The 13630-nt window shown below is 69.0% G+C and carries 13 protein-coding genes and 3 pseudogenes; 9 read left to right on the top strand and 7 right to left on the bottom strand.

Annotation, left to right across the window (positions count from 1 at the left end; genetic code table 11):
- Positions 1-134: 134 nt before the first annotated feature.
- The 3 genes and pseudogenes from ACFZDC_RS22480 to ACFZDC_RS22490 all read left to right on the top strand — a co-directional run.
- Positions 135-477, top strand: a pseudogene (locus ACFZDC_RS22480) (transposase family protein); the annotation flags it as partial.
- 203 nt (positions 478-680) lie between these two features.
- Positions 681-1136 carry a hypothetical protein gene (locus ACFZDC_RS22485; RefSeq protein WP_391326370.1) on the top strand — a complete coding sequence of 152 codons (456 nt, stop codon included), beginning with the start codon at positions 681-683 and terminating at the stop codon, positions 1134-1136.
- A gap of 262 nt (positions 1137-1398) precedes the next feature.
- Positions 1399-2147, top strand: a pseudogene (locus ACFZDC_RS22490) (transposase family protein).
- A 215-nt stretch (positions 2148-2362) separates the two neighbouring features.
- Here the strand turns inward: ACFZDC_RS22490 and glnA are convergent.
- A complete protein-coding gene (glnA, locus tag ACFZDC_RS22495; protein ID WP_391326372.1) occupies positions 2363-3724 on the bottom strand; it encodes a type I glutamate--ammonia ligase in 1362 nt (453 codons plus the stop codon).
- 260 nt (positions 3725-3984) lie between these two features.
- On the opposite strand from glnA, the pseudogene ACFZDC_RS22500 reads away from it, so the two are divergent.
- Positions 3985-4167 (top strand): annotated as a pseudogene (locus tag ACFZDC_RS22500) (hypothetical protein); the annotation flags it as partial.
- A 31-nt stretch (positions 4168-4198) separates the two neighbouring features.
- On the opposite strand, the gene ACFZDC_RS22505 reads toward ACFZDC_RS22500, so the two are convergent.
- From ACFZDC_RS22505 to ACFZDC_RS22520, 4 genes are all read right to left on the bottom strand, one after another.
- Positions 4199-4810 carry an FAD-dependent monooxygenase gene (locus tag ACFZDC_RS22505; RefSeq protein ID WP_391326374.1) on the bottom strand — a complete coding sequence of 204 codons (612 nt, stop codon included), beginning with the start codon at positions 4808-4810 and terminating at the stop codon, positions 4199-4201.
- A gap of 42 nt (positions 4811-4852) precedes the next feature.
- Entirely contained in the window at positions 4853-4999 is a 147-nt protein-coding gene (locus tag ACFZDC_RS22510) for a hypothetical protein (RefSeq protein WP_391326375.1), read from the bottom strand.
- On the bottom strand, positions 4996-5295 hold the full coding sequence (locus ACFZDC_RS22515; protein WP_391326377.1) for an FAD-dependent monooxygenase: 300 nt from the start codon (positions 5293-5295) through the stop codon (positions 4996-4998). The genes ACFZDC_RS22510 and ACFZDC_RS22515 overlap by 4 nt, the downstream gene beginning before the upstream one ends.
- A 123-nt stretch (positions 5296-5418) precedes the next feature.
- Positions 5419-5862: an Rrf2 family transcriptional regulator gene (locus ACFZDC_RS22520; RefSeq protein ID WP_391326378.1), complete on the bottom strand. Its 444-nt coding sequence runs from the start codon at positions 5860-5862 to the stop codon at positions 5419-5421.
- Positions 5863-5998: 136 nt separating this feature from the next.
- Here ACFZDC_RS22520 and ACFZDC_RS22525 point away from each other — a divergent pair, with 136 nt between their 5' ends.
- The 4 genes from ACFZDC_RS22525 to ACFZDC_RS22540 all read left to right on the top strand — a co-directional run bounded on the left by ACFZDC_RS22525 (position 5999) and on the right by ACFZDC_RS22540 (position 11641).
- Positions 5999-6688, top strand: coding sequence for a DUF3105 domain-containing protein (locus tag ACFZDC_RS22525; protein WP_391326380.1), 690 nt, complete (start codon positions 5999-6001; stop codon positions 6686-6688).
- Positions 6685-7314, top strand: coding sequence for a DUF305 domain-containing protein (locus tag ACFZDC_RS22530; protein WP_391326382.1), 630 nt, complete (start codon positions 6685-6687; stop codon positions 7312-7314). The genes ACFZDC_RS22525 and ACFZDC_RS22530 overlap by 4 nt, the downstream gene beginning before the upstream one ends.
- Positions 7315-7524: 210 nt before the next feature.
- Positions 7525-9468, top strand: coding sequence for a protease pro-enzyme activation domain-containing protein (locus tag ACFZDC_RS22535; protein ID WP_391326383.1), 1944 nt, complete (start codon positions 7525-7527; stop codon positions 9466-9468).
- 124 nt (positions 9469-9592) lie between these two features.
- Positions 9593-11641, top strand: coding sequence for an NAD(+) synthase (locus tag ACFZDC_RS22540; protein WP_391326385.1), 2049 nt, complete (start codon positions 9593-9595; stop codon positions 11639-11641).
- Here ACFZDC_RS22540 and ACFZDC_RS22545 read toward each other — a convergent pair.
- Both ACFZDC_RS22545 and ACFZDC_RS22550 read right to left on the bottom strand, forming a co-directional pair.
- A complete protein-coding gene (locus tag ACFZDC_RS22545; protein ID WP_391326387.1) occupies positions 11631-11909 on the bottom strand; it encodes a DUF397 domain-containing protein in 279 nt (92 codons plus the stop codon). The two genes, ACFZDC_RS22540 and ACFZDC_RS22545, sit on opposite strands and share 11 nt — an antisense overlap.
- A complete protein-coding gene (locus ACFZDC_RS22550; RefSeq protein ID WP_391326543.1) occupies positions 11881-12744 on the bottom strand; it encodes a Scr1 family TA system antitoxin-like transcriptional regulator in 864 nt (287 codons plus the stop codon). The genes ACFZDC_RS22545 and ACFZDC_RS22550 overlap by 29 nt, the downstream gene beginning before the upstream one ends.
- Positions 12745-12876: 132 nt before the next feature.
- Between ACFZDC_RS22550 and ACFZDC_RS22555 the strand changes: the two genes are divergently transcribed.
- Positions 12877-13101: a hypothetical protein gene (locus ACFZDC_RS22555; protein ID WP_391326389.1), complete on the top strand. Its 225-nt coding sequence runs from the start codon at positions 12877-12879 to the stop codon at positions 13099-13101.
- The last annotated feature ends 529 nt before the right edge of the window (positions 13102-13630 follow it).

The following is a 13630-nucleotide window of genomic DNA, read 5'->3' on the forward strand; positions in this document are numbered from 1 at the left end:
AGGCCGGGCCGGCCCTCGGTAGTAGGGCTGGCGGGCCAGCCCGAGCACCCGGCCCTCACCGCCACCGGCACCCGGTGAGGGGCATCGGCGGCGGCCAGTTCGCGGCGAGCGGGTACATCATTTTGCCGGCAGGTTCGCCTGCGACAGATACGCTGCCGGGCCGCGCCCACGACCTGACCGCCGCCCGCACCCACCGGATCATCCGCATCTGCGAGCGCCAGGGCGTTCCCATCCTGGCCGGTCTCGCCTACCAGGGCGGCGGCCCCCTGGCTGACCACGGGCATCAAGCGCAGGCCCCTGCAGGAACTCACCCCCACCCAGAAGACCGTCAACCGGGCCCTGGCCGCGGCACGGGCGCCGGTCGAACGCGGCGTCGCCCGCTTGAAATCCTGGCGGATCTTCCGCAGGTCCCGATGCAGTCCGAATCGCATGACGTCAATCGCCAAAGCCATCCTCACCCTGGAGCGTCAAGGCTGAAGAAGCTCATTGATGAATCGTGCGCGAAATGTAAAATCCTGCCGACTTGCGATCAGAATTGCGGAGTGCTGCTCTGGAAGAGGCAGGGGGTAAAGGGCTAAATGATCCGGGCCCGAACGGGTGGCGTTCAGCCGAAGGAGGGGGACGACGCGTCGTGCGACGACGGGATACCCCGCGCCGCGACCCGCTATCGGAGGTTCACGATGACACAGGTCTCTTCTGCCCGCATTCCACTACACCAGATCATGGCCGTGCTCTTGACGGCCGCCCTGACGCTCTCCCTCTCGGTGGTGCTCACCGTCACCTCGACGAAAGAAGCAGCCGCCTCGTGCTCCGCCAGCCGGTTCAACGGAACGTGGCGCTCGTCCGACGCGAGGCTGAAGCGTATCGACGTATGGCAGGGAGAGGACTGCCACCTGTACGCCAGGGCCTGGTCCGTCTGCGAGAACGACTCGTCGCATATCTGCAGCTGGGGAAACAGGAGAATGGGAGACAGTCCCGAGCCGAACTTCCAGTTCGTCGGATACAACTGGAGCAACGCCGATGAGGTGCTGCACCTGCGGATGCAGGACAGGTCTCACATCTCGGTGTGGGACAGCACCGACTACCACAACGGTAAGAAGGTCAGCTTCACGGTCACGATGTACAAGAGCGGTTGAGCCCGCGAAGGGCAGCAACTCCGCCCGCGCCGCTACTGGACGAGACCCCCTACCAAGACAGGTGGGGGCCTCGCCGCTCGTCCCGCGCCCCGACAGGATGCGAACCGCGCCGGCTCGACGAGCGAACGGAAGCACTGAGCGTTTGCAGCGTGGCCACTGATCGGGTGATGCCGGTCAGGTCGAGGTGAGGGCCGCAACGCACAAAACCCCCGTGCCGTTGAGGGAGGTGTCGACGTCTCAACCCACCGGCACAGGAGCTCTGTTGATTCCCTGTCCTGCCGCACTCGACCTCCCAGACTCCCTGGTCGAGTGGGTCACCATGCTCATCGTCACCCGCGAGGGTGACCGCCGCTGCAAGCTCCCGCCGCACCAGCGTGCGCTTGTCGCTCTGGTGTACCTGCGCCCCCACGACACCCTCGCCCGGATCGTGGCCGGGTTGGGGATATCCGTCGGTACCGTCCACGCGTACGTCACCAGCGGGGCCGGCCTGCTCGCCGAACGAGCCCCTGGCCTGCTCAAGACGCTGCGCGAGCATGATCCGGACTTCGTCCTGCTGGACGGGACCCTCGCCGAGTGCGACCGCGCCGGCGACGGCCGGGCGGACTACTCGGCCAAGCACCGCCGGCACGGCGTGAACGTCCGGGTCCTCACCGATCCGGCCGGCGAGCTGCTGTGGATCCGCCCGCCCTGCCGGTCCGCACTCATGACCTGACCGCGGCCCGTACCCACCGGATGATCCGTATCTGCGAACGCCAGGGTGTCCCCGTCCTCGCCGACCATGCCTACACGGGTGCCGACTCCTGGGTCACCACCGGACTCAAACGGCCACCGGGCGGCGAGCTCACCCTCACCCAGCGCACCGTCAACCGAGCCCTGGCCGTAACCCGGGCACCGGTCGAACGCGGCATGGCACGGCTGAAGTCCTGGCAGATCTTCCGAAGATCCCGCATCAGTCCCAACCGCATGACCGTCATCACCACAGCTGTCCTCACCCTGGAGGGGCAACGCTGAAAACGCTCGGTGCACGAGCAGCACATGCTCGGGGTGGCAAGCCGCATCACGGCCCGTCACGCGAATGAAGCAGGTGGACCCGCAGTCTCAGGACGCTCGCTCCATGGCCCGACGGCCCAGAAACGGCCCAGTGACAGTGACACACCCTGGGGTCGACGGTCCATAACCGCCGACCCCAGGGAATCGATTCGGCCGTGCACTCACCTGACCTGCCGTTACAGCACCGGCAGGTTCTTCCGCAGCTCGAACGCGGTCACCTCGCTGCGGTACTCCTCCCACTCCGACTTCTTGTTGCGCAGGAAGAAGTCGAAGACGTGCTCGCCCAGGGTCTCGGCGACCAGGTCGCTGCCCTCCATGAGGGCCAGGGCCTCGCCGAGGTTCTGCGGGAGGGGTTCGATGCCCATGGCACGGCGCTCGGCGTTGGAAAGGGCCCAGACGTCGTCCTCGGCGCCGGGCGGGAGTTCGTAGCCCTCCTCGATGCCCTTGAGGCCGGCGGCCAGCAGCAGCGCGTATGCCAGGTAGGGGTTGGCGCCGGAGTCCAGGGAGCGGACCTCCACGCGGGCGGAGCCGGTCTTGCCTGGCTTGTACATGGGGACGCGGACGAGGGCGCTGCGGTTGTTGTGGCCCCAGCAGATGTAGGAGGGTGCCTCGCCGCCGGCGCCGGCCGTGCGCTCGGACCCGCCCCAGATGCGCTTGTAGGAGTTGACCCACTGGTTGGTGACCGCGGAGATCTCCGCCGCGTGCTTGAGCAGGCCCGCGATGAAGGAGCGGCCGACCTTGGACAGCTGGTACTCGGCGCCGGACTCGTAGAAGGCGTTGCGGTCGCCCTCGAAGAGGGAGAGGTGCGTGTGCATGCCGGAGCCGGGGTGCTCGGAGAAAGGCTTCGGCATGAAGGTCGCGTGGACGCCCTGCTCCAGCGCCACCTGCTTCATGACAAGCCGGAACGTCATGATGTTGTCCGCCGTGGAGAGGGCGTCGGCGTAGCGGAGGTCGATCTCCTGCTGGCCGGGGGCGCCCTCGTGGTGGGAGAACTCGACCGAGATGCCCATCGACTCCAGCATGGTGATCGCCTGGCGGCGGAAGTCCATGCCGACGTTGGTGGGGGTGTGGTCGAAGTAGCCCGAGTTGTCGGCCGGGGTGGGACGGGAGCCGTCCAGCGGGCGGTCCTTCAGCAGGAAGAACTCGATCTCCGGGTGGGTGTAGAAGGTGAAGCCCAGGTCGGAGGTGCGGGCGAGGGCCCGCTTGAGCACGTAGCGCGGGTCGGCGAAGGACGGGGAGCCGTCCGGCATGAGGATGTCGCAGAACATGCGTGCCGTGCCGGGGGTCTCCGCGCGCCACGGCAGGACCTGGAAGGTGGAGGGGTCCGGCTTGGCGATCATGTCGGACTCGTAGACCCGGGCGAAGCCCTCGATGGCGGAGCCGTCGAAGCCGATGCCCTCGTCGAAGGCCTGCTCCAGCTCGGCCGGAGCCACGGCCACTGACTTGAGGAAGCCCAGCACGTCCGTGAACCACAGGCGTACGAACCGGATGTCGCGCTCCTCCAACGTCCGGAGCACGAACTCCTGCTGCTTGTCCATCTTCCGCTTCCCCATCCTTGCTGGTCAGGCCGCCTGTGCCCCCGTGCCACGGGAGGCGGTCGGGCACCTGAGCATCCCACCACAACACCATTTCATGCGCGTTGCGGACCTTGATCGTCGGAGCGTCCTCGGCCTGAACGCCTCACATACGGCAGGTGTACTGCTCTTCAGCCCATCTTGCCTGCTCGCGGCGACATCCGTAATGGCCGGTCCGCTTCCCACATGAGCGACGCCACGCCACCTTAATTTGCATCTCACCGCCCGGCACGCGCGCGTACCTGTGCGGCCCGCTGCCCTTCATGCGCGCGGTACGCACCCAGCTGACCGGCAGGGGCGTGGCTCCGGCCGACATCCACTACGAGGTGTTCGGACCCGACCTGTGGCTGGCGCGGGGCTGGGGCTGTGACCGGCGGATCGTGCCGGAAGCGCGGGGAGCCGCCTGATCCGCCGGACGGAACCCGGAGGCAGGGTCTCTCAGGCGCCGAAGCGCCGCGCCCCCTCGCGGCCGATCTCCTGGTTCGCGGTCACGTACGGGCGCAGCTCCCGCTCGTAGGCCTCGAAGGCCCTGGTGTGGTCCTCGCCCGGCTCCGCGAGGTGGCGGGCGAGGGTGCGGGCGCCGATCAGGGCCTGGGAGGTACCCATGCCCCAGGTGGGGGCGGCGCAGTAGCCGGCGTCCCCCAGCAGGACGACCCGGCCCTCCCACCAGCGGTCCAGGTGCACCTGGCAGGCCGAGGAGAAGGAGAAGTCGGTGGCGGCGGACATGTCCTCCAGCAGCCGGGGCACCAGCCAGCCCGCGCCGGCCATCCGCTCACGGGTGATGCGCTCCTGCTCAGCGCGGTCCAGCAGGTCCAGCGCGGGCGAGTCGCTCGCGAAGGAGAGGCTGACGGCCGTGCGGTCCGGGTCCGCGGCGCTGAACATGTAGACCGCCCGGCCGGGGGTCCGCCAGAGCGCGCCGCGGTGGTCCAGGCCGAGGTGGTTGGCGGTACTGAAGCCGACCCCGGAGAGGCCGAAGTGGCGGACCGCCTCGGCGTGCGGGGCGAAGACCAGGCGGCGCACCACGGAGTAGATGCCGTCGGCGCCGGCCACCAGGGCCCTTCTGATGGATCTCCGCGACGCCGCGGAGATCCATCAGAAGGGCCCTAGGTCGAAGGTGTCCGGCTCGGCTCGCTCGAAGCCGACCCGGACCCCGTCCGCGTCCTGCTCTACGCGGTTGATCGAGTCGTCGAAGGGGTAGCGCACCGCCTGCGCCGTGTGCTCGTGCAGGATGCGGGTCACCTCGCGCTTGGGACCTCCAGTTCCCCGGCGAAGGTCTCGGCCGGGAGTTCGCCGACGCGGTTGCCCTCGGCGTCCAGCAGGTCGGTACCGGTCATCCCGGTCGCGTGCGCGCGCACCTCCTCCAGGATGCCCAGTTCCTCCAGCACCTCGAAGGCGGCTCCCCGGAAGTCGACGGCGTAGCCGCTGTCCCGCAGGGCCGGGGCGCGCTCGACGACGGTCACGTCGTGTCCGTCGCGGTGCAGGAACCAGACCAGGGCGGGTCCGGCGACGCTCGCGCCGGAGATCAGGATCTTCATACGTACCCCCGTTGTCGATCCGTGCGAAGGGCTCAGCCTCGCCGGGGCCGCCATCGGTGATCAACGACGGTTTCGGCCAAGCGGGCCACGGTCTGGGGGCCCGTCAACACCTGTCAGCGCCTGTCAGCCGTCGTGCGGTGCCCTGGAGATGCCCAGCAGCAGGGGGCCCGTCGGATCCGCCACGATGTCTCCCACGGTCACCGGGTCCAGCGCCGCGAAGAACGCCTCCTGGGCCCGGCGCAGGGCGCCGCGCAGCCGGCAGGCGGAGTTCAGGGGGCAGGGTGCCGCGCCCTCGCAGTCGACCACGTCGCCGTCGCCCTCGAAGGTGCGGACGACCGCTCCCACGGACGCCGTACGGCCCCGCTCGGTCAGGGCCAGTCCGCCGCCCCTGCCCCGGCGCGCGTCGACCAGGCCCAGGTGCTGGAGTTCGGCGACGACCTTGGCGGCGTGCGTGTAGGGCACGTCCATGTCCGCCGCGACCTGGCGGGTCGTGGGGCTGGCGGCACCGGCGACGGCGAGTCGCGTGAGGACGCGTAGGGCCAGGTCGGTAGAGCGCAGCAGCCGCATACCGTGAGCGTAGGTAATACGCATCCTGGTTCAAATCAACCGGTTGCCGTGCCCTCCCTACGGAACGGGCCGGCTAGGCCATTACGATCAGCGAGCCCCACCGTCCACGTCCCCTTCCCCCAGAAGGACTCGCCTCATGGGTTCCGGCAAGAACAGCAGCACGGAGGCGCGCAAGGCGCGCATCGAGGAGATGCGGCGCGCCGAGCGTACCCGCGAGCGCCGCAGCCGGGCGCTCATCATCGCCGCGAGCGTGGTGGTCGTCGCCGGTCTCGTGGTCGGCGGTGTGGTGCTGGTGAACTCGCAGTCGCACAGCAAGAACGACTCGACCGCGAGCGCCGACGCCAAGGACTCCGGGGACTCCGGGGACTCCGGGCACTTCACCACCGGCAAGGACGGGGTGAGGACCTGGTCCGGGAAGCTGTCGCGGACGCATGTGACGAGCAGGGTGTCGTACCCGATGCACCCGCCGGTCGGCGGCAACCACAACCCGGTGTGGCTCAACTGCAACGGCGACGTCTACACCCAGCCGGTGCGGGACGAGAACGCCGTGCACGCGCTGGAGCACGGCGCGGTCTGGGTGACGTACACCGGCAAGGCGAAGAAGGCGGACGTCGACGCCCTCGCGGCCAAGGTCAAAAAGACGCCGTACTCGCTGATGAGCCCGTACGAGAACCAGGCCGCCCCACTGGTCCTGTCGGCCTGGGGCCACCAGGTGACCGTCAAGAGCGCGAGCGACCCGGAGGTGGACAAGTTCCTGGCCGCCTATGTGCAGGGTCAGCAGACGCCCGAGCCGGGCGCCTCGTGCACCGGCGGGGTCATGCAGTGAGGCGGCAGCACATCGGCTGGGTGGCCGGCGCGGCCGCGGCGGTGCTGGTGGCGGCCGGGGCGATCACGTACGCGGTCGCCGAGGACGGCGGGTCGGATCCGAGGACGCCGGGCGCGGAGTCCGCCGATGCCGGGTTCGCACGGGACATGGCCGTCCATCACCAGCAGGCCGTCGAGATGTCGTACATCGTGCGGGACCGTACGAAGAACGAGGAAGTCCGGCGGCTCGCCTACGACATCGCGCAGACGCAGGCCAACCAGCGCGGCATGCTGCTGGGCTGGCTGGATCTGTGGGGGCTGCCGAAGGTGTCGGCCGAGCCGCCGATGACCTGGATGGGCATGGGCGACATGGCCTCCGGCAAGGACGGCGCGCTGATGCCGGGCATGGCGACCAACACCGAGATGAAGAAGCTGCAGACCCTTAGCGGCAAGCAGGCCGAGGTCTTCTACCTGCAGCTGATGACGGACCATCACAAGGGCGGCATCCACATGGCCGAGGGCTGTGTCGCCAAGTGCACCGTCGGTGTGGAGAAGAGGCTCGCGCAGGGCATGGTCGACGCGCAGCAGTCCGAGATCCAGCTGATGGGCGACATGCTCGAGGAACGTGGCGCCCAACCCCGTTCGTAACACCGCCGTAAGGATGAAAGCCCCAAAACGCCCCACCTGACGGTTCCTTGAGCTTCTCTTGACCTTTGCGTTCCCCTGGCATGAACGGTTCATCGCAAGAGTGGCCCCCATCGTGTGATCCATTCGCGGGCCGACGCCGCCGCGGGCCGGTGTGCGGATCCACGACGTACCGACCACTACATGCATGCGAACCGCATCGCAGGGGGTTCTATGAGATCCAACCGCGCCACCATGCGCGCCGGCGTGAGCATGGCAGCGACACTGCCCATGATCGTCGGCGCCCTGGCGCTCGGCATACCCGCGGCGCACGCCGCGGACACCCCGGCCCGTGACACGCTGGCGGGCACCAAGCCCGCGTGGGCCACGGCCAAGGCGGACAAGGGTGCCACCGCCGACAGCGCTCCGGTCAAGGCCCGGGTCTACCTGGCCGGCCGGGACAAGGCCGGACTCGCCGCCTACGCCAAGGCCGTGTCCGACCCCAGCTCGCCGCTGTACGGCAAGTACCTGAGCGCCAAGAAGGCGCAGGCCCGCTTCGGGGCCACCAAGGCGCAGGTCGCCGCGGTCAAGTCCTGGCTGAAGTCGGCCGGGCTCGAGATCACCGAGGTCACCTCGCACTACGTCACCGTCTCCGGTGACGTCGCCGCCGCCGAGAAGGCGTTCGGCACCCAGCTGCACAACTTCGCCAAGGGGTCCAGGACCTACCGCGCCCCGGCGCGGACGGCCTCGGTGCCGGCCGGTCTGAAGGACGCCGTCCTGACCGTCACCGGCCTGGACAACGCGCCGCACAAGTCGACCCACAACGACCAGCTGCCGCCCCCGGACGCCGTGTTCAAGAACTCCGGGCCGTTCTCCTCGTACTTCGGCTCGAAGATCGCGACCACGCTGCCCGACGCGTACGGCCACAAGATCCCGTACGCGATCAAGGGCTACACCGGCAAGCAGCTGCGTGCCGCCTACGGTGCGGGCGACTACACCGGCAAGCACGTCCGCGTCGCGATCACCGACGCGTACGCCTCGCCGACCATCGCCTTCGACGCGGGCGAGTACGCGGTGAAGCACGGTGACGCGGCCTGGAAGACCGGTCAGCTGCACCAGGTGCTGCCGAAGAACTACACCAAGACCGAGGAGTGCGGCGCGGCCGGCTGGTACGGCGAGGAGACCCTCGACGTCGAGGCCGTGCACGCGGTCGCGCCGGACGCCGACGTCACCTACGTGGGCGCCGCGTCCTGCTACGACGACGACCTGCTCGACTCGCTCAGCAAGATCGTCGACAACCACCTGGCCGACATCGTCTCCAACTCCTGGGGCGACATCGAGGCCAACCAGACGCCGGACCTCGCGGCCGCCTACGACCAGGTCTTCCAGCTGGGCGCGGTCCAGGGCATCGGCTTCTACTTCTCCTCCGGTGACAACGGCGACGAGGTCGCCAACACCGGCACGAAGCAGGTCGACACCCCGGCCAACTCGGCGTGGGTGACCGCGGTCGGCGGTACCTCGCTGGCCGTCGGCAAGGGCGACACGTACCAGTGGGAGACCGGCTGGGGCACCGAGAAGGCGACCCTGTCGGCCGACGGCAAGAGCTGGACGAACTTCCCCGGCGCGTTCACCTCGGGCGCGGGCGGCGGCACCAGCAAGACCGTGCCGCAGCCGTACTACCAGAAGGGCGTCGTCCCGAAGGCGCTGGCCACGGTCAACAACGCCGCCGGCAACCGCGTCGTCCCGGACATCGCGGCCATCGCCGACCCGAACACCGGCTTCCTGGTCGGCCAGACCCAGACCTTCCCCGACGGCACCGAGCAGTACAGCGAGTACCGCATCGGCGGCACCTCGCTGGCCGCCCCGGTGATCGCGGCGGTCCAGGCCCTGGCCCAGGAGGCGCGCGACGGCAAGGCGATCGGCTTCGCCAACCCGTCGATCTACGCCAAGTACGGCAAGAAGGGCGTCTTCCACGACGTCACGGACAACCCGACGGGCTCCGGCCTGGCGGTCGCCCGTATCGACTTCGTGAACGGCTTCGACGCCTCCGGTGGCCTCGCGACCTCGGTCCGCAGCCTCGGCAAGGACAGCTCGCTGTCCGCGGTGAAGGGCTACGACGACGTCACCGGCGTGGGCTCGCCCGCGAACGGCTACGTCCAGTCGTACCGTCGCCACTGAGGCACCGCCGGCAACGGCACCTTGAGAGGGCGTGGGGTGTTTCACCCCACGCCCTTTCGCCGCGCGTGGGGCGGCACACACCCCGCGCCCCCCATCGCGTCGCTCTGACGATTACACTGGGCCCGTGCCTCCGTTGAACTTCTGGTCGATCTATCAGCATGGCTTCGCACGCGTCGCCGCGTGCACGGGTCACACCGTCATCGCGGACCCGCCCGCCAACGCCGAAGCGGTCCTGCGCCACGCGCGCCGGTGCGCCGAGCAGGGTGTCGCCGTCGCCGTCTTCCCGGAGATGGTGCTGTGCGGCTACTCCATCGAGGACCTGCTGCTCCAGGACGCACTGCTCGACCAGGTCGAGGAGGCGCTCCAGGAGGTGGTGGCCGGGTCGGTGGAGCTGCTGCCGGTGCTGGTCGTCGGTGCCCCACTACGCCACCGCAACCGGGTCTACAACTGCGCGGTCGTCGTGCACCGCGGCCGTGTCCTCGGTGTCGTACCCAAGTCGTACCCGCCGAACTACCGGGAGTTCTACGAGCGTCGGCAGATCGGCGACGGCGCCGACGAGCGCGGCGGGTCGATCCGGTTCGGCCGCGAGACCGTACCGTTCGGCGTGGATCTGCTGTTCGCCGCGGAAGACGTTCCCGGTCTCGTGCTGCACGCGGAGATCTGCGAGGACATGTGGGTGCCGGTGCCACCCAGCGCGGAGGCGGCCCTCGCCGGTGCGACCGTCCTCGTCAATCTCTCGGGCAGCCCCATCACGGTCGGGCGGGCCGAGGACCGCAAGCTGCTGTGCCGCTCGGCGTCCTCCCGCTGCGTCTCCTCGTACGTCTACGCGGCGGCCGGACTGGGCGAGTCGACCACCGACCTGGCCTGGGACGGCCAGACCATGATCTACGAGAACGGCACGCTGCTGGCCGAGAGCGAGCGGTTCCCGCTCGGCGACAGTTACGCGGTGGCCGACGTGGACCTCGACCTGCTGCGGCAGGAGCGGCAGCGGATGGGCACGTTCGACGACAACCGCCGTACGCATCACGCGCGGACCAGTGACTTCCGGACGGTCACGTTCGATCTCGATCCGCCGCTCACCGACCTGGGGTTGCGCCGTCGCCTGGAGCGCTTCCCGTTCGTGCCGGCCGACCCGGACCGCCTCGCCCTGGACTGCTACGAGGCGTACAACATTCAGGTCGAGGGCCTCCAGCAGCGACTGGTGGCGATCGGCGGCCCGAAGGTGGTCATCGGGGTGTCCGGCGGCCTGGACTCCACGCACGCGCTGATCGTCGCCGCCCGCGCGATGGACCGCGCGGGCCGCCCGCGCAGCGACATCCTGGCATTCACGCTGCCCGGCTTCGCCACCAGCGACCACACCAAGGACAACGCCCACAAGCTGATGAACTCGCTCGGCGTCACCGCGGCCGAGCTGGACATCACGCCCACCGCACGGCTGATGCTGCAGGAGATGGGCCACCCGTTCGCCTCCGGCGAGCCGGTGTACGACGTCACCTTCGAGAACGTGCAGGCGGGTCTGCGCACGGACTATCTCTTCCGGCTCGCCAACCAGCGCGGCGGCATCGTGCTCGGCACCGGTGACCTCTCCGAGCTGGCGCTCGGCTGGTCCACGTACGGCGTGGGCGACCAGATGAGCCACTACAACGTCAACTCCGGTGTGCCGAAGACGCTGATGCAGCACCTGATCCGCTGGGTCGTCAGCAGCGGCCAGTTCGGCGAGGAGACCGGCCGGACGCTCACCGCGATCCTCGACACCGAGATCAGCCCGGAACTCGTACCGGGCGAGGAGATGCAGTCCACCGAGTCCAAGATCGGCCCGTACGCCCTGCACGACTTCACGCTCTTCCACGTGCTGCGGTACGGCTTCCGGCCGTCGAAGATCGCCTTCCTGGCCTGGCACGCCTGGCACGACCCGGAGGCCGGTGCCTGGCCGCCGAACTTCCCGGAGGCCAAGCGGGTGGCGTACGACCTGCCGGAGATCCGGCGCTGGCTGGAGGTCTTCTGCAAGCGTTTCTTCGGCTTCGCCCAGTTCAAGCGCTCGGCCATGCCGAACGGCCCGAAGGTCTCGGCGGGCGGTTCGCTCTCCCCGCGCGGCGACTGGCGCGCACCGTCGGACGGCAACGCGCGGGCGTGGCTGCGGGACCTGGCGAGGTTCGACGAGCCTACTGCTTGAGCGCGTCGACGAAGGGGGCCCAGGCGGCGGCGCCGAGGAGGAGGACGGGACCGTCCGGGACCTTGGAGTCCCGGACGGGGACGAGTCCGGGGATGTTGGCGGCTACTTCGAGGCAGTTGCCGCCATCGCCGTTGCTGTAACTGGACTTGCGCCAGAGGGCGGCGCCGGGGAAGTCGCTGGCTACCTCGACACACTCCCCGCCATCCCCGTTGCTGTAACTGCTCCTCAGCCAGAGCGCGTCACGCAAGTCGATCCGGTTGCTTGCCATTTCGGTAGTCCTCTGCGGCGGCCTTGATCATGGCGAGGGACGTGTCTGGTGACAGCGCTACGGCCCTGAGCCGATCGTATGCCTTGCGGTACTGCTTCACGAGGGCCGGATCATCGATGGTGTCCCCGCTGTAAGACGCCTCGGTGTAGATCAACGACGGGGCGTCCGGGAAGGTCATGACCATGATGGTCGCGGCCATCAACGGATACGCACCGCACTTCCGCGGAACGATCTGCGGAGTGATCCGGCGCCGCTCGGTCAGCTCCACGATCCGGTCGAGCTGTGCGGCCATCTCGTCCGGCGACACGATGGCGTCGGTCAGCAGCGACTGGTGCAGGATCGCCCAGTACTCGGGGACGGCCCGGTCGTGCTCGAAGAGGTGCGCGCGGTCGATCCGGGCTCGCACCTTCTCCTCGACCCACTCATCGGAGGCCGCCGGATGAGCGGACCGGACGAGGGCCCGCGCATAGTGAGCTGCCTGCAGCAGTCCCGGGAAGGTGCTCGGACACCACTCCTCGATGGTCTCCGCGTACTTCTCCGCCTCCAGAACTCGCTCGAAGTAAGCGGCGTGTGGCCCGCGCCGCGCCCTCCGCACATCGTCACAGTGCCGTTCGAAGTAACCGTCAGTGCCCAGCACCCGGTCCACGTGCCGAGCCAGATCCATGGGCATGCGCCGCTTGCCGTGCTCGATGTCGCTGAGGTGCGACTTGCCGTAGAAGCTGCCCTCGACCAGCTTCTCCAACGACAACCCGGCAGCCTCCCGCTTCCACCGCAACTCCTTGCCGTAAAAGTCGGGAACGCTGATCGAACCGTCGATGTCCTTGCGCCGGACCACGTGCTCACCGCCGTAACCCACCTTGCCGTTTCCGCTGCTCGCGTCGCGGACGCGAACCCTCTTCCACGGTAGCGAGCCGAGCGACAGTCTGTGAGGTGTTCGTAACTCACCGCACAGAAGGCTGTCATCCCCATGCCCGACCACTCCCCCACCGCCTACGACGTCACCCTCTGCGTCGAGAACCTCCGCGCCGCCCTCGCGCTGCACGACATCACGCTGCCGTCCCTCCGCTCCGACCTGCCGAGCTTCGCGGGTAGGTACGCACCACCGGCCGGCCTCGTCGCGCTCGGGAACTGCAACACCGCCACGGCACACGCACTCGCCACCGCCCTCCGGAAGACGGCGGCCGAGCGATGACGTTCGAACTCAGCCTGCTCGCGATCCCGAAGGCCGTACCCGAACTGCGCCACCACCTTCGCGCACTCGACTTCGAAGTCCGTCTGTGTGCGACGAAGTTGCTGACGAACGTGATCGACCACCTGGGCGAGGGCAGCCGGAGTCGGAACGATTGGAAGAGTTGGGCCACGCCTGACCTGCGACCCGTTGAGATCTCCCTTCTCCGACTGGCCCAAATCGACCAACTGCCTGGTCAGGCATGGCTGCTGGGACTGGAGGGACTGGTGTGGCAGACACCCGGCCCAAGTGTCACCCGGACCACACCCCGCCCCCATCCCGCGCCGCCCCCCCAACTCCCAACCCCCAACCTTCCGCAAGCCGCCAATCCCACTCGGCGCCCTCCACCCGAAGCGCAACCCACGACCACAAGCCGCTGAGCCCACCCGGCGTTCCACCCCGCGGCTGCGCCCCACAGCCCACGGCGAAGACGCAGCCCACCCAAGGGACCGGCACCGCTGAGGCGGCCACTTTCCCCCGGCCGCCCGCTCGC

Source organism: Streptomyces sp. NPDC007905, from assembly GCF_042959345.1.
Classification (GTDB): Bacteria; Actinomycetota; Actinomycetes; order Streptomycetales; family Streptomycetaceae; genus Streptomyces.